Source organism: Streptomyces sp. NBC_00075 (genome assembly GCF_045041225.1).
Lineage (GTDB): Bacteria > Actinomycetota > Actinomycetes > Streptomycetales > Streptomycetaceae > Streptomyces > Streptomyces adonidis.
Genome location: NZ_CP108243.1, coordinates 10,951,408 through 10,971,293, shown reverse-complemented (window position 1 = coordinate 10,971,293; position 19,886 = coordinate 10,951,408). Strand labels below are relative to the sequence as shown.

14 protein-coding genes are annotated in these 19,886 nt (G+C 70.3%); 5 read left to right on the top strand and 9 right to left on the bottom strand.

Annotated elements, in window-relative coordinates; translation table 11 throughout:
* The 4 genes from OG787_RS48150 to OG787_RS48135 all read left to right on the top strand — a co-directional run bounded on the left by OG787_RS48150 (window position 1) and on the right by OG787_RS48135 (window position 6,026).
* Window positions 1-981 (top strand): FAD binding domain-containing protein, encoded by a 981-nt coding sequence (locus OG787_RS48150; RefSeq protein WP_405539824.1) that lies wholly within the window; start codon window positions 1-3, stop codon window positions 979-981.
* Complete coding sequence (locus tag OG787_RS48145) at window positions 978-3,173, top strand: xanthine dehydrogenase family protein molybdopterin-binding subunit (protein WP_405539823.1); 2,196 nt, start codon at window positions 978-980, stop codon at window positions 3,171-3,173. The genes OG787_RS48150 and OG787_RS48145 overlap by 4 nt, the downstream gene beginning before the upstream one ends.
* A gap of 65 nt (window positions 3,174-3,238) precedes the next feature.
* On the top strand, window positions 3,239-4,375 hold the full coding sequence (locus OG787_RS48140) for an XdhC family protein (RefSeq protein ID WP_405539821.1): 1,137 nt from the start codon (window positions 3,239-3,241) through the stop codon (window positions 4,373-4,375).
* Between the two features lie 112 nt (window positions 4,376-4,487).
* Complete coding sequence (locus OG787_RS48135) at window positions 4,488-6,026, top strand: glycoside hydrolase family 43 protein (protein WP_369029671.1); 1,539 nt, start codon at window positions 4,488-4,490, stop codon at window positions 6,024-6,026.
* Between the two features lie 21 nt (window positions 6,027-6,047).
* Here the strand turns inward: OG787_RS48135 and OG787_RS48130 are convergent, their stop codons facing one another.
* From OG787_RS48130 to OG787_RS48115, 4 genes are read right to left on the bottom strand one after another with little or no spacing between them, the layout of a single operon-like run.
* On the bottom strand, window positions 6,048-9,230 hold the full coding sequence (locus OG787_RS48130) for a family 78 glycoside hydrolase catalytic domain (RefSeq protein WP_405539820.1): 3,183 nt from the start codon (window positions 9,228-9,230) through the stop codon (window positions 6,048-6,050).
* Between the two features lie 35 nt (window positions 9,231-9,265).
* Window positions 9,266-10,570: an ABC transporter substrate-binding protein gene (locus OG787_RS48125; protein ID WP_405539818.1), complete on the bottom strand. Its 1,305-nt coding sequence runs from the start codon at window positions 10,568-10,570 to the stop codon at window positions 9,266-9,268.
* Window positions 10,567-11,388 carry a carbohydrate ABC transporter permease gene (locus OG787_RS48120; RefSeq protein ID WP_369029674.1) on the bottom strand — a complete coding sequence of 274 codons (822 nt, stop codon included), beginning with the start codon at window positions 11,386-11,388 and terminating at the stop codon, window positions 10,567-10,569. The genes OG787_RS48125 and OG787_RS48120 overlap by 4 nt, the downstream gene beginning before the upstream one ends.
* Window positions 11,385-12,332 carry a carbohydrate ABC transporter permease gene (locus OG787_RS48115; protein ID WP_405539817.1) on the bottom strand — a complete coding sequence of 316 codons (948 nt, stop codon included), beginning with the start codon at window positions 12,330-12,332 and terminating at the stop codon, window positions 11,385-11,387. The genes OG787_RS48120 and OG787_RS48115 overlap by 4 nt, the downstream gene beginning before the upstream one ends.
* A gap of 321 nt (window positions 12,333-12,653) precedes the next feature.
* Between OG787_RS48115 and OG787_RS48110 the strand changes: the two genes are divergently transcribed.
* On the top strand, window positions 12,654-13,691 hold the full coding sequence (locus OG787_RS48110) for a LacI family DNA-binding transcriptional regulator (RefSeq protein ID WP_369029676.1): 1,038 nt from the start codon (window positions 12,654-12,656) through the stop codon (window positions 13,689-13,691).
* A gap of 109 nt (window positions 13,692-13,800) precedes the next feature.
* Here the strand turns inward: OG787_RS48110 and OG787_RS48105 are convergent, their stop codons facing one another.
* The 5 genes from OG787_RS48105 to OG787_RS48085 all read right to left on the bottom strand — a co-directional run bounded on the left by OG787_RS48105 (window position 13,801) and on the right by OG787_RS48085 (window position 19,849).
* A complete protein-coding gene (locus OG787_RS48105) occupies window positions 13,801-14,703 on the bottom strand; it encodes a helix-turn-helix transcriptional regulator (protein WP_405539816.1) in 903 nt (300 codons plus the stop codon).
* A 189-nt stretch (window positions 14,704-14,892) separates the two neighbouring features.
* Complete coding sequence (locus tag OG787_RS48100) at window positions 14,893-16,254, bottom strand: aminomethyl transferase family protein (RefSeq protein ID WP_405539814.1); 1,362 nt, start codon at window positions 16,252-16,254, stop codon at window positions 14,893-14,895.
* Between the two features lie 241 nt (window positions 16,255-16,495).
* Window positions 16,496-17,407, bottom strand: coding sequence for a LysR family transcriptional regulator (locus OG787_RS48095; RefSeq protein WP_405539813.1), 912 nt, complete (start codon window positions 17,405-17,407; stop codon window positions 16,496-16,498).
* Window positions 17,408-17,662: 255 nt separating this feature from the next.
* Window positions 17,663-18,589, bottom strand: a complete 927-nt coding sequence (locus OG787_RS48090; protein WP_405539812.1) for a LacI family DNA-binding transcriptional regulator — start codon at window positions 18,587-18,589, stop codon at window positions 17,663-17,665.
* A gap of 231 nt (window positions 18,590-18,820) precedes the next feature.
* Window positions 18,821-19,849: a chorismate-binding protein gene (locus OG787_RS48085; RefSeq protein WP_405539811.1), complete on the bottom strand. Its 1,029-nt coding sequence runs from the start codon at window positions 19,847-19,849 to the stop codon at window positions 18,821-18,823.
* Between the last annotated feature and the right edge of the window lie 37 nt (window positions 19,850-19,886).

The window sequence follows — 19,886 nt, the reverse complement described above, 5'->3', positions numbered from 1 at the left end:
ATGCATCCGTTCGCTTTCACCAAGGCACCCAACACGCGTGCGGCGCTCGAGGCCGGCCGGCACGGCGGCCGATACATCGCCGGCGGGACCACCCTCGTCGACCTGATGCGCGAGACCGTCGAACGCCCGGCCGCACTGGTCGACATCGGCGCCCTGCCGCTGCGCGAGGTCACCGTCACCGAACGCGGCGGGCTGCGTATCGGCGCGCTGGTGACCATGGCGGAGGCCGCCGCCCACCTCAAGGTGCGCACCCTGTATCCCGTCGTCTCGCAGGCGCTGGAACTGAGCGCGTCCGCCCAGCTGCGCAACATGGCGACCATCGGCGGCAACATCATGCAGCGCACCCGCTGCTCCTACTTCCGTGACGTGACGGCCGCCTGCAACAAGCGTGCGCCCGGCTCCGGTTGTGCCGCGCTGGAGGGCGTCAACCGCACCCACGCGATCCTGGGCACGTCCGACGCCTGTGTCGCCACCCACCCCTCCGATGCCGCCGTGGCGTTCGCGGCACTGGAGGCGAGGGTGCACCTGCTGGGCCCGGACGGAGGCCGCCAAGTCCCCTTCGCCGACTTCCTGTTGCGTCCGGGCAGCACGCCGAGCCGCGAACAGGCCCTCCGCTCAGGCGAGTTGATCACCGCCGTGGAGATCCCGGCACATCCCCGCCCGCTGAAGTCCGGCTATCTGAAGGTGCGGGACCGCCAGTCCTACGAGTTCGCCCTCACCTCCGCGGCCGTCGCCCTGCACGTCCGGGGCGGTGTGATCCGCGAGGCGAAGGTCGCCGCGGGCGGTGTGGGGACGGTGCCGTGGAAGCTGCCCGCCGTAGAAGCGGCCCTCCTCGGCGAACGCCCCTCGGACCGCCTCTGGGCCGAGGCCGCCGCACACGCGGCGGACGGCGCCCGCCCACTCCAGCACAACCGCTTCAAGGTCGAGCTGCTCAAACGCACCGTCGAACGGCAGCTGCGCATCGTAGGAGGAAGCCGATGAGCCCCCAGCCGCAGGCAGCCGTCGGCGCACCCCTCTCCCGGGTGGACGGGCGCCTGAAGGTGACCGGGCAGGCGAAGTACGCCGCCGATCACAAGCCCGAGGGCGTCGTGCACGCCGTCGTGGTCGACAGCGGCATCGGCCGGGGCCGCATCACCGGCATCGACACCCGCGCCGCCCAGGCCCAGCCCGGCGTCCTTGAGGTGCTCCACCACGGAAACGCCCCCACGCTGCCCTACGGGCCCAACCCCGGGTCGCTCAACCTTCCCGGCGAGCGGCTGCGCGTCTTCCAGGACGACCGGGTCCGCTTCCACGGCCAGCCGGTCGCCGTCGTCGTCGCCACCACCCTGGAGGCCGCCCAGCACGCGGCGAGCCTGGTGGAGATCGGCTACGACACCGAGCGGCCGACCACCGACCTGGCGGACGCCCCGGCGGCGGGCGAGCCCCGCACGTACACGCGCGGCGACGCGGAGGCGGCCCTGCGCGAGGCCCCCGTACGGCTGGAGATGACGTACCGGACCGCCCGCAACCACCACAACGCGATGGAGCTGCACGCCACCGTCGCCCAGTGGGACGGCGACCGGCTCACCCTGTGGGACAAGACCCAGTGGGTGCAGAGCCCACGTGACGAACTCGCCGCGAACTTCGGCATTCCGGCCGGGAACATCCGCGTCGTCTCCCCGTTCGTCGGCGGCGCCTTCGGCAACGCCGCACGGGCCTGGCCGCACATCACCGTCGCGGCCCTCGCCGCCCGCGAGACGGGCCGCCCGGTCAAGCTCGTACTGACGCGCCGGCAGCTCTACTCGGGAGTGGGCTACCGGCCCGCGTACGAGTACAAGGTGCGCCTGGGCAGCGACAGCGGCGGGCGGCTGACGGCCATGACCCACGACCTGCGCGCCGAGACATCGCGCTACGAGACGTTCGCGGAGCGCGGTGTGCTCGCCCCGGGGCAGATGCTGTACACCACCCCCAACGTCTCCCAGACGCACCGGACGGTGCCGCTGGACGTGAACACCCCGACCCCGATGCGCGGCCCGGGCTACTCCAGCGCCGCCTTCCCCGTCGAGTGCGCGCTGGACGAACTCGCCCACGAGCTGGGCATCGACCCGATCGAGCTGCGGCGGCGCAACGAACCCGACAACGACCAGTCCAGCGGGCGGCCGTTCTCCACCCGGCGACTGGGCGAGTGCTACACCGTCGGTGCCCGGGAGTTCGGCTGGGACCGGCGCGACCCGAGGCCACGCTCCACCCGCGACGGCGACTGGCTGATCGGCACGGGCATGGCCACCGCGCTCTACGACACCCTGCGGGCCCCGGGCCAGGCGTCGGTGCGGCTGGACGCCGACGGCACCGCCCTGGTCGAGTCCTCGACCAGCGACATGGGCCCCGGCACCTACACCTCCATGACCCAGGTCGCCGCCGACGCCCTGGGCCTCGCGGTCCGCGACGTCACCTTCCGGCTCGGCGACACGGACATGCCCACGGCCCCGCTCCACGGCGGCTCGCTGACCATGGCCAGCGTAGGGTCCACCGTCCAGGACGGCTGCGACAAGCTGCGGCAGCAGGCGATCGAACTCGCCGTCGGGGACGAGGGATCACCGCTGTACGGCGTCGCCGCCGAGGACGTCGTCGTACGGGGCGGCCGGCTGCACCAGACGGACAACCCCGCGCGCGGGGAGACGTACAAGCAGCTCCTCACCCGCAACGAGCGCGCGTACCTCGAAGCGCTCGGTTCCTGGACCCCCGGTCAGTCCCGGTCCTCGATGTACGCGTACGGGGCGGTCTTCGCGGAGGTCGGCGTGGACGCCCGGCTGGGCCTGGTGCGGGTACGTCGGATGCTCGGCGTGTTCGACGCGGGCCGGATCGTCAACCCGGAGCTGGCCGACAGTCAAGCCATCGGTGCCATGGTCGGCGGGATCGGTATGGCCCTGCTGGAACACACGGTCACCGACCACCGCGACGGCCGGATCGTCAACGCGAACCTGGCCGACTACCTCGTCCCGGTCAACGCAGACGTCCGCGACCTGAAGGCGATCTACGTCGACGGCCGGGACGACGAGGCCGACCCGCTCGGCGTCAAGGGCCTCGGCGAGGTCGTCCTGGTCGGGGTGGCGCCCGCCATCGCCAACGCCGTCTTCCACGCCACGGGCCGACGGGTGCGCGACCTGCCCATCACCACCGAGTCCCTGCTGTAGGCCAAACCCCGGGCAGCGGTGCACACACACCGCTGCCCGGGCTGTCCCTTCTGGAGATACCGCCCATGCTGAACATCGCGGACACGCTGTACGACTGGTGCCGCGAGGCCCGCCCCTTCGCCCTCGCCACCGTCGTCCGGGTCAGCGGCAGCGCACCCCTGCCCGTCGGTACCGCGCTGGCCGTGGACGCCGACGGCGCCGTGGTCGGCAGTGTGTCCGGAGGCTGCGTGGAGGGGGCCGTCTACGAGTTGTGCCAACAGGTGCTCAAGGGCGACGAACCCGCGACGCGGGCGCGGTTCGGGTACTCCGACGACGACGCCTTCGCCGTCGGCCTGACCTGCGGCGGCGAACTGGACGTCCTGGTACAGCGGATCGACCCCACCGACCAGCCCCATCTCACCGCGGCCCTCGCCGAGGTGACGTCCGGACGGCCCGCGGCCGTGGCCCAGATCGTCGACGGGCCCGAAGAACTCCTCAGCGGGACCTTGAGCGTCACCGGCGACGGCAGTACGCACACTGCGACCTCGGGCGGCGACTGGGAACGCGCGGTGGCTGCACAGGCTCGCGCGTATCTGCGGGCGGGCCGCGGCGGACTGGTCGAGCTGGGCGGAGACACGACAACCTGCTTCTCCGTGCTCGTCCACACCCATGCGCCCCGCCCCCGGATGCTGATCTTCGGCGCCGTCGACTTCGCGGGCGCCCTGAGCCAGATCGGCCGGTTCCTCGGCTACCGGGTCACGGTGTGCGACGCCCGTCCCGTCTTCGCCACCGCCGCCCGCTTCCCGCACGCCGACGAAGTCGTGGCCGACTGGCCGCATCGCTACCTCGCCGCCACCGAGGTGGACGCCCGTACCGCCGTCTGCGTCCTGACGCACGACGCGAAGTTCGACGTCCCATTGCTGCGCCTGGCGCTGGGCCTGCCCGTGGGCTACGTCGGCGCGATGGGCTCGCGCCGCACCCACGCCCAGCGTCTGGAACTGCTGCGGGAGGCCGCCGTACCGCAGGAGCACCTCTCCCGTCTGTACTCCCCGATCGGCCTCGACCTCGGCGCCGGCACCCCCGAGGAGACGGCCGTCTCCATCGCCGCGGAGATCGTCGCCCACACGCATCACGGCTCGGGCACGCCCCTGACCTGGAGCACGGGGCCCATCCACGCCCGGTCGACCTTCGACAGTCGAAGCGCTTCGACAATCATGTCCTGAAGATCTGTTGACAGCTGATTGCCCTGCATGTCAACTTCGAAGCGCTTCAACGATCCAGACCCTGCAACCGCCCTCCGCACCGCCACGCCCGCTCACCCCGGAACGGACGACCATGGCATTCTTCGACAACCCCGTGATCCCCGGCTTCAGCCCGGACCCGAGCATCTGCCGGGCCGGTGACGACTACTACGTGGCGACGTCGAGCTTCGAGTACGTGCCCGGCGTACCGATCTGGCACAGCCGTGACCTGGTGCACTGGCGGCTCCTCGGGCATGCGCTGGACCGGCCCTCGCAGCTCGCCCTGCCCGACACGGCCGCGTCCTCCACGGGCGTGTACGCGCCCACGCTGCGCCATCACGACGGTCTGTTCTGGCTGATCACCACCGTGGTCGCCGGAGCGGGCAACGTCCTGGTGACCGCCGAGAATCCCGCCGGACCGTGGTCCGACCCGGTGCCGGTCGGCGTGCCGGGTATCGACCCCGACCTCGCCTGGGAGGAGGACGGGACCTGCTGGTGCGTGTTCTCGGACGGTGGGATCCGCGGGGTGCGTATCGACCCGAAGTCCGGGGAGCCGCTGGGCGATCCGGTGCCGATGTGGTCGGGCAGCGGGCTCCAGTATCCCGAGGGGCCGCACCTGTACCGGATCGGCGAGTGGTGGTACCTGCTGCTGTCGGAGGGCGGTACGGAACGCGGGCACGCGCTGTCGCTCGCCCGCGCCCGTGCCCTGCCGGGGCCGTTCGAGCCGCACCCGGCCAATCCCGTGCTGTCGCACCGCAGTACCGGTCATCCGGTGCAGAACACCGGCCACGGCGACCTGGTCGAGGCACACGACGGCTCCTGGTGGATGGTGCTGCTGGGCACCAGGCCGCGCGGTGACACCCCGATGTACCACGGCATGGGCCGGGAGACGTTCCTGGCGCCGGTGCGGTGGGAGGACGGGTGGCCCTTGCCCGGCCCCTTGGAACTGCGCGCCCAGGCACCGGAGTTGACCCCTCACCCCTGGCCGCCGGAGCCGGACCGGGACGACTTCGACTCCCCCACGCTCGCTCCGCGCTGGGTGTCGCTCCGACGCCAGGACCCGGAAGCGGTCCAACTCGACGAGCGGCCCGGCCACTTGGTGCTCCACGCCCGCGCGGACAGCCTCGACACACCCGGCGCGATCTTCGTCGGCCGACGCCAGCAAGACGCGAACTGCACCGCGCGCACGCTGATCGACGTCACGGAGGGCGGCCGGGGCGGGCTCGCGGTACGGCTGGACGAGGCGCACCACTACGAGGTGGAGGCGGGCGACGGGACGGTCCGCGCGATCGCCAGGATCGGCCCGCTGCGCCACGCCGTCGCCGAACGGCCGGTGCCGTCCGGCCCGTTGACCCTGCGGATCGACGTGTCGACCTCCGACGTCCTGCCGCCCACGGTCACGACCCGGGGCACGGGCGAGGAAGCGACTCCCCCGCCCGGCCTCCGGGCCGGCGGCCCCGACACCCTCCGGCTGGGCTACGAGACCGACGGCGGCGACTTCGAGATCCTCGCCGAACTCGACGGCCGCTACCTCACGACCGAGGTCGCCGGCGGCTTCACGGGCCGTGTCCTCGGCATGTACACGACGCGGGGCAGCGCGGCCTTCGACTGGTTCGAGTTGGGTTCCGCCTGACGGGTGGGACACACAAGGTGGTCAGCGCAGCCGGGCGGTCAGGCGGTACCGGCCGGACGCCAACCGGCAGGCGTACAGCCCGTCGGCGTGGCCGATGAAGCGCACTCCCTCCGCACGCGCCAGCGGGGTACGTCCTTCAAGGACCGCATCGGCCGACGCCGCCGGAAGCCGCAGGGTCGCCTCGCTGTTCGCGGGCACCACCACGTCGTACGCGAGGACCCTGCCCGCGTCCTTCACGCGCCACTCGCTCCTGATCTCCCCGTACGGCGACTCGTACACCCCCGAGACCTGGGTGATCCCGCCCGTGGGATCGAGGTGCGGTTGCAGCAGGAAGTGCTTGAACCCGGGGCTGTCCGGGTCGCGGGCGATGCCAGCCATGCAGGCGTACATCCACTCCATGATCGCGCCGTAGGCGTAGTGGTTGAAGGAGTTCATGCCGACGGGGCCGAACCCGTCCTCCTTCGCGTACGAGTTCCAGCGCTCCCAGACCGTCGTCGCCCCGTTCTTCACCGAGAACAGCCAGGACGGCAGCGCGTCCTGGTGCAGCAGCTTGTACGCCAGGTCCGCACGTCCCTCGTCGGTGAGGACGGGGGCGAGGACGTTGACGCCCAGGAAGCCGACGGACAGCGTGTTCTCGGCGTACCGGACCCGGATGCTGTCCGGGTGCGCGGCCTTGTAGGCGTCGTCGTTGCCGATGTTGTCGGCGAGATGGCCGACGAGCGTGCGGCGCTGTGCCTCCGTCTCGTAGAAGCCGAGTTTGAGGACCCAGAGCAGCGCGGTCTGGCTGTTGTCCTCCGTCTTCTGGTTGGGGTCGGAGCCCGGTTCGATCGGAGAGGCGTCGCCGAGGCTGGACTTCACCGTGACGGTGCCGCCCTCGGTGCTCAGGTACTTGGTGATGAACGCCTGCCTGATCCGTGCGAAGAGCCGGTCGTACGCCTCCGCCTCGGCCGTACGGCCGATCGCGCGGGCCAGCTGGGCCATCAGCCGGGTGCTGTACCCGTAGTAGACGTCGCTCATGAGCTGCGCGCTGGTCTTCTGCGGGGCCAGCCAGTCGCCGGTGAGGGAGCCCTGTCCGGCGTAGGTGTCGCCGGTCTGTGCCTGGATCCAGTCCAGGTAGCGGGTCAGCGCCGGCCAGCTGCGCTCGACGACGGTCGGGTCACCGGTCATCTGCCACACGGTCCAGGGCAGTACGACACCGCAGTCCGCCCAACCGCTCCCGCCACCGGGGAAGTTGTACCGTCCGCCCGGGGCGACTCCGGTGAACTGCGCCTTGTCCGCGCCGTAGATGACGGCGGAGTCGATGACGGTGTCCTGGAAGTGGTGGAGGAATGCGCCGGCGTCCACGTTGTACAGGCCCGTGGTGGCGAAGACCTGGGTGTCGCCGGTCCAGCCGAGGCGTTCGTCGCGCTGCGGGCAGTCGGTGGGCACCCAGAGGTAGTTGCCGCGCTGACCCCAACGGATGTTGCTCGCCAGCTGGTTGATGTCCGGGTCGTCGGTGGTGACGGTGCCGGTCTCGCGGATCGCGGACGTGGCGACCTTGCCGGTCAGGCCGGTGATCGTGACGGTGTCCGACGCGGTGACGGACGCGTAGCGGAAGCCGTAGAAGGTCAGGGAGTCCTGGTGGGTCTCACCGTGCGGGTCGCCCTTGAGGATGTATGTGCTGGTGGCCCTGGCGCTGCGGAGGTTGGCCCGGTAGACCGAGCCCTCGGGACCGTCCGCGCCCGCGCTGTCGTCGTTGAGCATCTCCCCGAACCGTAGTTCGACCTGAGTCCCGGCCGGGCCGCGCAGGCTGTAGCGGGGTACCCCGACCATGTTCTGGCCGAGGTCGAAGACGGCTGTCTCGCCCGCTCCGATGGTGACCGGGGCGGTGGCCGCCTTCGCCGGGTCGGTCACCGTGCGGACCGGGTCCACGACGATCCGGCCCCGGCCGTTGGCGCTGTCGTCCTGTCCCGTGACACCGCTGGCCACGGTGATCGACATCGGCCGCCGGTCCCACTTCGCCATCAGGCGCGCGGTCTCGGCCGGGTAGGCGAGGAGTTCCACGCCCGGGTACCTGTCCTCGAAGGCGACGCGCTCCGCGTCCGACCAGGCCGAGTCGTCGTACCCGTGCGAGGTCCAGCCCGGCAGTTCCCTCCGGGCGTCGTAGGTCTGGCCGTCGTAGATGTCGTCGGCCCGGTAGGGGCCGGTGTCGGTGGCCTTCCAGCCTCCGTCCGGCCTGGTGACGACCGTCTGTGACGTCCCGTCGGCGTATCTGACCAGCAGCTTGGCCTTGACCGCCAGGGCGTTGCCGTCCGGTGACCAGTACGTACTGCCTTCGGATATACGGCCGTTGTACCAGCCGTTCCCCAGGACGACCGCGAGCGTGACGTCCGGCTTTCGCGCGACGAGGTCCGTGACGTCGTAGGTCAGGTAGTTGACGCGCACGTCGTAGTTGGTCCAGCCCGGCGGCAGCAGTTCGATCGTGGTGCCGCCGTCCTGCTCCACGGTCACGTGTCGTCCGTTGACATAGGCGTCGTACACGCCGAGGGCCGAGACGTACAGCCGCGCCGCACTGACCTGGGTCCGCTTCTCGAGGGCTGCCTCCCTCCGCAGCATCGGCGCACCGGCCGAGTCGGGAGCCTTGCCCTTCATCCCGATCCACCGCGCGCCCTCCCATCCGGCCACACCGTCGGTGCTCATCAGGCCCGTCTCGAAGAACGCGGGGTCCGCGGTACCGACCGACCGGCCTTCGGCGTCCCAGACCGTGACGGTCCAGTGGTAGCGGGTCGAGGCGCGCAGGGGTTCGCCCGCGTAGCGGACGGCCACCGAATCGGCGGTACGGACCCGCCCGCTGTTCCAGACGTCCGCCCGGCCGTCGGTCAGCTTGTCCGGGGAACTCGCGACGAGGATCCGGTACGCCCCCTGGCTCCGCCCACGAGTCGTGGACCGCATGCGCCAGCCGAAGCGGGGCCGGCCGGCGTCCACGCCCAGGGGATTCGCGCGGTGTTCCACGGTCAGTCCGAGCACTGCTCCGCCCCTCTCACCGCGGGACGCCTGCGCCGCCGCGCTCGTTCCGCCTCCGACGACACCGGCCCCCAGCGACACGGCACCGGCGGTCGCGGCGAGCACGGTCCGACGCCGCAGCGCCGTGCCGTCCCCGCGGGGCGGAATCCCCTCACCGGCCTCGCGGTCGGCGCCATCCGTACTGCGCGCTTCATGGCTCACGCATTCGTCCTTTCGGTTCCGGCGGGCCGGGAGAGTCAGCTCCCGGCCCTGTAGTCGGCGTCCATCTCGTCGAGCAGCCGTTTGGGGGTGGACTGACCGCTGAAGATCTCCTGGAGGCCGCTGAGCATGGTCTGCTGGACCTTCGCGTCGGGCCAGAGCTGGTCCATGAACGGCACGGTGCGGTCCGAGCCGATGAACGTGGAGAGTTCGGCGAGCGAGGGGTCCGCCTTGAAGCCCGTGTCGGGCAGGGAGGGCAGTCCGCCCTGCTTCCCGACGAACAGGTTCATGCCCTCGGGCGACATCACGAAGTTCACGAACTTCAGGGCGAGTTCCTCGTTCTTCGCCTTGGCGTTGACGCCGTAGCCGGCCCCGGCCGCCGCCGGGACGAGCGTCTCGGACGGGGTGTCGGTGGCGGGCAGTGCCTTGAGCGTGAACGTGCCCTTCGGGTTCTTGCCCTTGAGGAGGGCGATGACCCAGTTGCCCTGCACGATGCCGAGCGTCCTGCCGGTGGCGGCGAGTTGCTGGCTGGCCTCGTAGTTGGTGCCCAGGGGGTTCTTCTGGAAGCAGCCGGTCTTCTCCATCGTCAGGTACTTGTCCAGGGCGGTGGTCCACGGCGACTTCGCGAAGGTGGCCTGTCCCGCCTGCATCTTCTGGTCGAAGTCGCGGTCGTCGCCGTAGACGGTCGTGGCGACCAGCGCGTACAGGACGAGCTGCGTCACCCAGTTGTCCTGGTTGCCCAGGGCGAAGGCGGGGGTGCCCTTGGCCTTCGCGGCCCGGCAGAAGGCGAGCAGGTCGGTCCACGTCTCCGGCGGGGTGAGTCCGGCCTTCGTCATGGCCTGCTCGTTGTAGACGGCGCCGATGCCGTTCTGCCCGAAGATCGCGTTGTAGGTCTTCCCGTCGTACTGAGCGACGCTTTTGATCGCGTCGGGCATCTTGGCGGCCCACGGCTGGTCCGAGAGGTCGCGCAGATAGCCGGGTTCGGCCAGGACGTGGGTGGCGGCCGGGTTGCCGTTGCCGGGCCAGACCGACATCACGTCGGGTGCGGTGCCCGAGGACAGCTGGGTGCGGATCTGCTGCTGGTACTGGTCGGCGCCGCTGGTGGTGTAGCGGACCTTGACGCCCGGGTTCGCCTTCTCGAACGCCTTCACGACGTCCTCCACCGACCCTTGGTCGACCGAGGCGAGCGTCAGCGTCTTCGACCCGCCCGAACCGCCTTCGGAGCCCGCCTTCGTACCGCCGCTGCACGCGGCCAGCACGGCAACGGACGTCAACGTCGCGATCAGGACCGGGAGTTGTTGTGCCTTCATGATGTCCCCCTCGGGGAAGCGCCACGTGTTCATCCGCGCAGCCCTCCCGCGAAGCCGTTGATGATGCTGCGCTGCAGCAGGAAGTAGACGAGCAGGACGGGCAGGACGCTGATCACCAGCGCGGCGAAGATGAGGTTCCAGTCGGTGACGTACTGGCCGACGAATCCGGCGATCGCGACCGGCATGGTCTGCCGGTCACTGCCGCTGAGGTACAGCAGCGGGGTGAAGAAGTCGTTCCACACGGCCACGGCGTTGAGCACCAGGGCGGTCACCGTGACCGGTTTGAGCATCGGCAGCACCACGTGCCGGAAGCCCTGCAACGGTGTGCAGCCGTCGATCAGTGCCGCGTCCTCGAAGTCCCGGGGCAGGGCGCGCAGGAAGCCGACGTAGAGGAAGACGGTGAACGGCACCTGGAGGCCGGAGTAGAAGAGGACCAGCGCCCATGGTGTGCCGAGCAGGCCCAGGTCACGCATGGTCTGGTACAGCGGCAGCGCGGCGAGCTGGAAGGGGAGGACCAGGCCGAGAAGGAAGCCCAGGTACGTTCCCCGGGACCAGCGGGCCGTGACGCGGGCCAGCGGGAAGGCCGCGAGCGACGAGACGGCCAGCACGATCGCGACGCTGCACACCGTCACCAGCGCGCTGTTGAACAACGCCCCGCCGAGCGCGCCCTGTTGCCACGCCTGCGAGAAGTTGTCGAGGGTGGGCGAGGTGGTCGGGCCGATCGGTGACGAGGTGTCCGACGCCGGCCGCACGGCCAGGTTGACCAGGACGTACACCGGGAAGCCGACGATCAGGGCGACGGCGATCATCGAGAGTTCCAGGGCGAACGTCCGACGGCGGTAACGGTTCACGACGCGGCCCTCTCACTGCGGGACAGCACGGCGTACTGTCCGGTCGAGACGACCGCCACGATGATCGTGAGGACGACCGCGAGCGCGATGCTGTAGCCGAACTCCCCCAGCGTGAAGGCGTCCTTGTAGATGAGCGTCGAGAGGGTGTCGGTGGCGTGGCCGGGGCCGCCGCCGGTCAACGCGTAGACCTGGTCGAAGAGTTTGATCCCGCCGATGACCGACAGCATCAGGTTGATGGTGAGGGCCGGCGCGAGCAGCGGCCGGGTGATCGACCAGAAGCGCCGGACAGGCCCCGCCCCGTCGATGGCCGCGGCCTCATGGACCTCCTTGGGCACGGACTGGAGTCCCGCCAGGAAGATCACCATGGAGTAGCCCGCGAACTGCCAGACGATCACCCCGACCACCGCCCACAGGGCGAGCCGTGGACTGCCCAGCCAGTCCTGCCGCAGCCCGTCCAGACCGACCGCGCCCAGCAGGCTGTTGACGGCGCCGTCGGGGCCGAGCAGATTGCGCCAGAGGTAGGCGGTGACGATCGGGGTGATCACGGCCGGGGCGAACAGCAGGACCCTGAGCACGTTGCGGGACCTGATGGCCGTGTTGACCCCGAGGGCGAGCAGCAAGCCCAGCGCGTTCTGGACGACCGTGATCGACACGGCGATCAGCAGGGTGTGCCGGATGGCCTGTGTCGCGTCGGGATCGTGGAGCAGCTCGGAGAAGTTGGCGAGCCCCACGAAGGAGAAGTGGGGATCCAGGCCGTCCCAGTCGGTGAAGGCGTAGTGGACACCGCGCACGCTCGGCACCAGGACGACGAAGGCGAACAGCAGCGCCGCGGGCAGCGCGAACCACCAGGGCGGGGTGGTTCGCGCCCGTCGGATGCCCGGGACGGATGCGGCATCCGGCAGCCGGTCCTGGTCGGGATGCGGCTCGTGCGGGGCGAGGGCCACCGGCACACCTCCTTTCATGAATCGTTTCAATGGGGCTTGGCGGGCGGTGGTCGCGGTCAGCGGGTGGATGGAGGGGCGAACGCCGGGTCGCGGTGGGGCGAAGCCCGCCGATGGCGCCGTGGAGGTCGTGGGCAACATCGTGGGTAACGTTACCCACGGGGTGTGGCCAGACCCTAGAGAGCGTCACGCGTGACGTCAAGATGCCGCGCACGCTGCACGGTTGTTACGACGGCGGCACCGCGCGGCAGCACAGGACGTCCGCCGGGCCACCGGCCCGTCCGTAGACTCGGCGCCAGCGTTCCCCAGGGGAAAAGGAATCGGATGGAGCAGCCCGCGCCGCGCCGTCGCGTCACGATCGTCGATGTCGCACGCCACGCCCAGGTGTCCACCACCGCCGTGTCCAAGGTGCTGCGCAACGCGTACGGGGCCAGCCCCGAGATGCGCGCCAAGGTCCGCCGCGCGATCGACGAGTTGGGCTACCGGCCGCACGCGGGGGCAAGGGGCCTGCGCGGGCAGACGTACACCATCGGCGTGATGCTGCCCGACATCCGCAATCCCTTCTTCCCCGACGTGCTCGACGGCATCACCGGATGGCTGGGGGACACGGAGTACCAGGTGCTGCTGGGGCCGGGCTGCAACGGGGAGAAGGAGGAGGCCCGGGTCACCGCGGCGATGCTGGACCGTGGCATGGACGGCCTCGTCCTGGTCGCGCCCGTCTCATCGCGCGCCCATCTCGAACACGTCGCCTCCTCCGTGCCGACCGTCGTCGTCGGACGGCACGGGTCGTCGCCGGTGTACGACACGGTGGTCGACGACGACACCGAGGGGGCGTCCTTGGCCGTCGGCCACCTCGCGGGTCTCGGGCATCGCCGCATCGCCCACATCGAGCACCACGAGACCGACCCGACACGCCTCGCGGAGATGCCCAACGCCCGGCGCGCCGAGGGGTATCGGGAGGCCATGCGGAGGCTGGGGCTCGCGGAGTGGATCGACGTGGTCTCCACCAGCTACACCCAGGAAGGCGGCTACGAGGGCGCGAAGGAGCTGCTGGCCCGTCCCCGGGTTCCCACGGCCGTCTTCGCCGGTGCGGACGTCGTGGCCCTGGGGGTACTGGAGGCGGTGGGCGAGGCCGGGCTCTCCGTTCCCGGCGACATCTCCGTGGCCGGCTACGACAACACCACCTTCGCCGCGCTGGGCCCGATCTCGCTGACCAGCGTCGACCAGGCGGGCCGGGAGATCGGCAGGAACGCCGCCCGCCTCCTCCTGGAACGGATCGCCGACCGGCACAAGCCCACGGGGCAGGTCCGCCTGTCCCCGACTCTGGTACCGCGCCGGACCACGGCCCCGCCACCGGAGTAGGCCCGAGGGGCGAGTCACGACGGGATCGTTGAACCATTCGACTGAACCTTGGATCCCGCCTCTGGAAAACGTTGCCCATCGATGCGACCCGGAGGCACGCTCCCCCTCCTCAGCCCGGAAACCGCTCGGCAGGGGGTCGTGCGCCGTGGCTGCCCTGGTCCATCTGGTCGAGGCGGACCAGGGCGTCGTGGTCCTCAGTGCCCGGAAGGGCGTAGTACGCCACCAGGCGATGGCCGGGGGTGCCCTCGATCAGCAGGGACTGGTAGCGGAGGGTGAGAGCGCCGACGTCGGGGTGGTGCAGGGTCTTCTGGCCCTGGGCGAACGCCCGTACGTCGTAGGACTCCCACTGTCGCGCGAACTCCGGGCTCTTGAGGAGCAGTTCGTCGACGAGTTCGGCGAGGTCGGGAGCGTCCGGGTCGGTGCCCGCCAGGGCGCGCAGCCGGGCGACGCAGCCACGGGTCATCACCTCCCAGTCGGGGAAGAGTTCGCGGGCCGCGGGGTGCAGGAAGACGTACTTCGCGATGTTGCGTCGCCCGGCGGGCCAGCGTTCGATCCCGACCAGTGTCCGCAGCCCTCCGGGGTTGGCGGCGAGCAGATCCATGGTGCGGCTGAGCACCCGGGCGGGGAAGGGCCGCAGCCGCTCCAGCAGCAGCTCGGTACCGGGGTCCACGGTGCGGCTGGGCGCGCTCCGGTCCGGGGACGGTCTGCGGGCGGCACGCAGACCGAGGTCGTGCAGGTGCTTGTGGTCGACCTCCCCCAGCCGCAACGCCTGGGCCAGGGCGTCGAGGACGGCCGGGCTGGGGTGGATCTCCCGGCCGCGTTCCAGGCGGGCGTAGTAGTCGATGCTCACCCCGGCGAGGGTGGCCAGCTCCTCCCGCCGCAGCCCGGGTGTCCGGCGCGGTCCCGGACCCACCGTGATGCCGACCTCTTCGGGACCGATCTCCGCCCGTCGGGCGCGCAGGAAGCGCCCGAGTTCGGTGCCGTTGTTTCTTGCCTGCTGCTCACGGGCCACGTCCCTCAGTGTGGCAGCCTTTGCCTGCGTGAAGCCCTCAAGGTTCTCATCCCCCTGAACAGGGGAACTGCACATGACGGGGCTGGACGCTCATGGGCATGTCCGGCGCGTCTTCCGGCGGGGAGGTTTCCGGACCCCCGTCGGCCGGTGGTCACCTGGCCGGTCGGCGCGGAGCCGGGAGAGGGACCGTCACAGCCTGGCGGTCTCGGCTCGCCGGTTGTCCGGCTTGAACGGCAGCGTGGTGACCGTCGCCCGGATCTCCCGCTGCGGGGTGCCCGGACGGCCCCAGAGGACGACGACCTCCTTGCCGGGTGTCGCGTGTTCAGGGGCGATCACACAGAGCGAGATCATCGCCCGCAGGGTCGGACTCACGGTCCGGCCCGTGGCCACGCCCACCGGGTCGCCCTCGATCAGGACATGGTCGAAGTGGGGACCGCGCGAGCGAGGGATCTCCATCTGGTCGGGCAGCTCGGCGCCGCTCAGGAGCGACGTGAGGACGCCGGTGACATCCTGTTCGCTCCACCGCAGACCCACCAACCTGCGTGCGGGGACACCGCTTTCGGCGTCCTTGACGAGGGCGTCCCGGCCGATGAAGTCCCGATCGGGGACGCCCTTGCGGAACCCCCAGCCCAGTTCGCCCGGCTTGCGGAAGTAGTCGGTCACCCCGCCTGCGGGGACGAAACTGCCCGTGGGCGCACCCTTGCGGAACTGCCTCGGCGCACCCGGCGTGAGGATCGACGCCGGCAGGTAGTCGAGCCCGTTGGTCGCGATACCGGCCTCTATGTGCTGAACGGGCTGGGCGCGGAAGCCGAGTTGGCGGATGCCGACGTCCTGCCCGCTCGCCACGGCCGCCGCCCAGACCTCGTTGGCGTGTTCGGTCGGCCCGTGCAGCTCGTAGCCGAGTTCACCCGAGATACCGGTGCGCAGGACCCGTACCGGGACCCCGCCGACCGTCGACATCCTGCTGCGGCTGAAGCCGATGTCGCGCAGGTCGTCCCCGGTCAGCTTCTCCAGCGTGGCCAGGGACGCCGGCCCCTGGACGCCGAAGATGAACACCTCGGGGCTGATGTCGGTCGCCGCCGCGTCCCATCCGCCCCGGCCGAGCTGCCACAGCAGCCAGTCGCAACTGCCCGCGGTGTAGACGAACTCCTGCGGGCCGAGTCGGCACAGCACGCCCTCGGACGCGATCCAGCCGTTCTCGTCGAGCTGCACATGGTGCTTGACCTGCCCGGTCTCGAAGCGCGAGAGATCCCGCATCCCCAGCCTGTCGAGAAACTCGAGCGCCTGCGGGCCGTGCACCTTCACCTTGTGCAGCGAGGTCCAGTCGCCGATGTAGCACGACCCGACGTGGGCGACGCTCTCCTCCACCCAGTCCGAATACTCCTCGGGGAGCAGGATCTGCGCGAAGCGGCCGAACGTGCCCCGTGTGTTGCCCTTGTCCTGGGCAGCCGCGGCCGGGCTGAACAACGCCGGGCGCTCGGTGATGAACGGCGCGTCGTTCTGTCGGAGGACCGCTTCGTAGGTGCTGCGCTGTTGTGCGACCAAATCCATTTCGTACTCCCACTCTGCGAGGCGACGGATCCTCCTGTCGCCCTTCCACTGATCCTCGACCAAGCGCACTAGATCGATTCAGTGGACGCTAACAGATCGTGCCGACCTCAGCGACAGCCGTGCAACGACTCTGTTGATACGCGCTCTGCAAGCAAAGAAGAAGCTCCCGTATGTCTCGGCTGCCGCCCCGCCGCAGCCCGAGCCGAGCCGGCCGTGACCGAAATCATTTTCTGCACATGATTCAGTACCCGATGGTGGGAATCGGATTCTCCGTGAACCATTCGGTAAGGAATTCCAGAAAAACGGCGATCTTTCGCGGGGTGTTCCGATCGGGCCCGTAGATCGCGTAGAGGGGGCGGTCGGGTGCCGCCACATGGGGCAGCAGGACCCGCAGAGCGCCGGACACGAGTTCGTCGTAAGCCAGCCGCTGCGGCAGCATGGCGACGCCACGCCCGTGAACGGCCGCTTTCTGGAGGGCGATATAGGAGTTGGACGAGAAAGCGACGTTGCGCACCTTGTGCAGCGTGCTGGCGGGTCCGTGGCCGAGGCGCCACACCGGGTCGTTGACGTGCACGAGGCAGTCGTGGGCGGTCAGGTCATTCGGATGGGAGACGGGGCCGCACCGGTCGATGTACTTTTTCGACGCGCACAGGACGAAGGGCAGTGAGGCGATCTTCCTGAGGCGGACACTCGAATCCCTCAGATCGCGCGTGTGGAATGCGACATCGAATCCACCGTCGATGAAGTCATAGGTCCGGTCGGACAGCCCTCCCAGTTCGAACCGCACATGGATTTTCGCATGGGCGGCGGAGAAGGCGGCGATGGCGTCGCCGAGATCATAGCTCCCTATCCATTTAGGGCAGATGATGTTGAGTGCGCCTTCGGCCCGGTCGTGCAGATGGGCGATACTCGAGTCCTCCGCCTCGATCTCCTTGAGGATGCGCGAGGCGAACTCGGCATAGCGCAGACCCTGTTCCGTGAGGTTCACCGAACGGGCCGTGCGATTGACGAGGCGCACGCCGATCTGCCGTTCCAGCTCCGCGACATGACGTGAGACGAGCGACCCCGACGAACTCAGCGCCTTGGCAGCGCCGTTGAAGCTGCCGATGTTGGCGACGGTGACAAAGCTGCGCATGAGAAGCAGACGGTCCATGGGGGTCCTCCGGTCGTCAACGGCTCCGGTGTCCCTGCGGGCCGCGTCGAACATGGGGTGGTACGGCACACCCAGCATTACTAAATCGTTCTAGCAAAGTTAACAGAGACCGCCCGGAGCCGCGAGGCCCGGAAACCCAAAACGTCACAAAGGGATATGCCATGACCGTTCCGCGCACGGGCGTGCGGCTGCTGTCCGTGACAGCGTCACCCCGGCGGTCCGCCCGCCGTTCACCCGTTCACGGGTGCGCGGCGGTCACGCCGAATCGCGTACGACGATCCGGCCGGACGCGGGCGCCAGCGCCCCGGTGTCGATTCCCAGGGCGTTGCGGGCGGCGATCCGTCCGAGGACTTCGGCGTCGATGTGGACGGTGGTGAGCGCGGGGGTGGACAGGGAGCCGTACTCGGTCTCGTCGAAGCCGATCACCGCCACGTCCTCGGGGACCCGCCGCCCGAGATCACGCAGAGCCGTGAGGCTGCGCAGCGCGATGTCGTCGTCGAAGGCGGCCAGGGCCGTCACGTCCGCGTGGGCTGCCAGGAAGGTCTCGACGGCGGCCGCGCCGGCCTCCCGGGGTCCCGGCACGACGAAGCGTTCCAGCGGAGGCAGTCCCAGGCGCCGGGCGGCCTCCTGGGCGAATCCCAGCCGGGCCTCGGTGAGCGGGAACTCGTGGTCGGGCATGGCCATCGCGATCCGGGTGTGCCCGCGTTCGGCGAGGTAGCCGATCTGCATCGCGGCGTTGGCGGCGAACCCGTTCTCCCAGTCCTGCTCGGGCGGTTCGTCGCCCTGCATGTAGACCTCGCCGAGGCGCAGCACCGCCCGGGGCACGATGGTGTCCAGCACCTTCTGTGTGGCTTCCGGGATCGAGTGGCCGTGCCGGACCAGCAGGATGTGGTCGTGTTCGGCCAACTCCTCGTCCAGGCCCCGGACGTAGCTGCGGGAGAAGTTGCCCTCCATGCCCCAGTCGACGTTGAGGACGACGATCCGCGAAGAGCCCTCGCGCAGGGCGCGGGCGATGCCGTGCGGGACGTATCCCAGTTCCTGGGCGGCCCCCACGACCCGCTCCCGGGTGGCCGCGGAGATCGTCTGCCGTGGGTCGTCGTTCAGCACGAAACTCACCGTCGCCCGCGACACGCCGGACGCCTTGGCCACGTCGCTCAACGTCACCCGGCCCGAACGGCCCATGTCGGCACACTCCCATCCGTCAGCCCCGCACGCTCCACGCCCCGTCGGCCGGGACCGGCTGCCGGCCTGTGGAACGTCCGAGCACGTGGAGTTCACTCTACGCGCTAGATCGTTTCACCTCTCCGGACGAGGACGCGCCTCGATCGGCCCGCGGAACCCGTGCGGTCTGCGAGCCCTTCCCGGCACTCACGTGGTGCGCACTCCGATCCGACGGCAGGGACGTTCCCCCGTCTACCGGTACGTCGGGCCTCCGCTCGCGATGGCCAGCAGCCGACGTGCCTTCAACTCGGTCTCCCGCCACTCCCGTTCGGGCTCCGAGCCCCAGGTGATGCCCGCTCCCGTGCCGAACTTCAGGAGCCCTTCGGCACGGTCGATCCAGAACGTGCGGATGCCGACCGCCAGTTCACCGCGTCCGCGATCGGCGTCGACCCAGCCGATGCCGCCGCAGTAGGGGCCGCGGGGCGAGGTCTCCAACGCCTCGATGATCCGCAGGGCGCTCTCCTTGGGCGCCCCGGTGACCGAGCCGGGCGGGAACGTCGCCGCCAGCAGCCCGGGCCAGCCCACGCCGGCACGCAGTCGCCCCGACACCGTGGACACGAGGTGGACGAGCCCCGGGTGCTTCTCCACGGAGCACAGGTCGGGCACGGTGACGGAACCGGGGACGCAGACCCGGCCGAGGTCGTTGCGGACCAGGTCGACGATCATCACGTTCTCCGCGTGATCCTTCTCCAGCAGGTCCGCCTCGGTGCGGCCGGTTCCCTTGATGGGACCCGACGTCACCTCGCTCCCGTCGCGCCGCAGGAAGAGTTCGGGGGAGGCGGTGGCCACCTCCACCCCCTGCCGAGGGAGACGGATGACGCCCGCGTACGGCGCCGGGTTGTGCCGTGCCAGGAGCCCGCCGAGCGCCGTCACATCGGCATCCGGCGTGACCGGGGCGGACAGCACCCGGCAGAGGTTGGCCTGGTAGACCTCGCCGGCGGCGATGTGCTCGCGGATGCGTGTCACTCCGTTCGTGTAGGTGAGGCGGTCCAGCGAGGTGGTCCACGCGTCGGGGCGCGGGCCGCGCCAGGACGTCGTGGAGACGCGTCGGTCCTCGATCTGTCGTACGTCGCGGAAGCGGGCGCACGTCAGGTGTCCCTCGAAGTCCGCGGCCACGGCCCAGAAGCCCGCGGAGTCCAGTGCCGAGGGGTCGCCGGTGACGTCCGCGAGGCCGGTGGCGAGGTGTCCGCCGAGCAGAGCCATGGGAGGGAACTGGCCCATTTCCGGCCTCCTTCGGTGGGGGCGGCTCCCCGTCGAT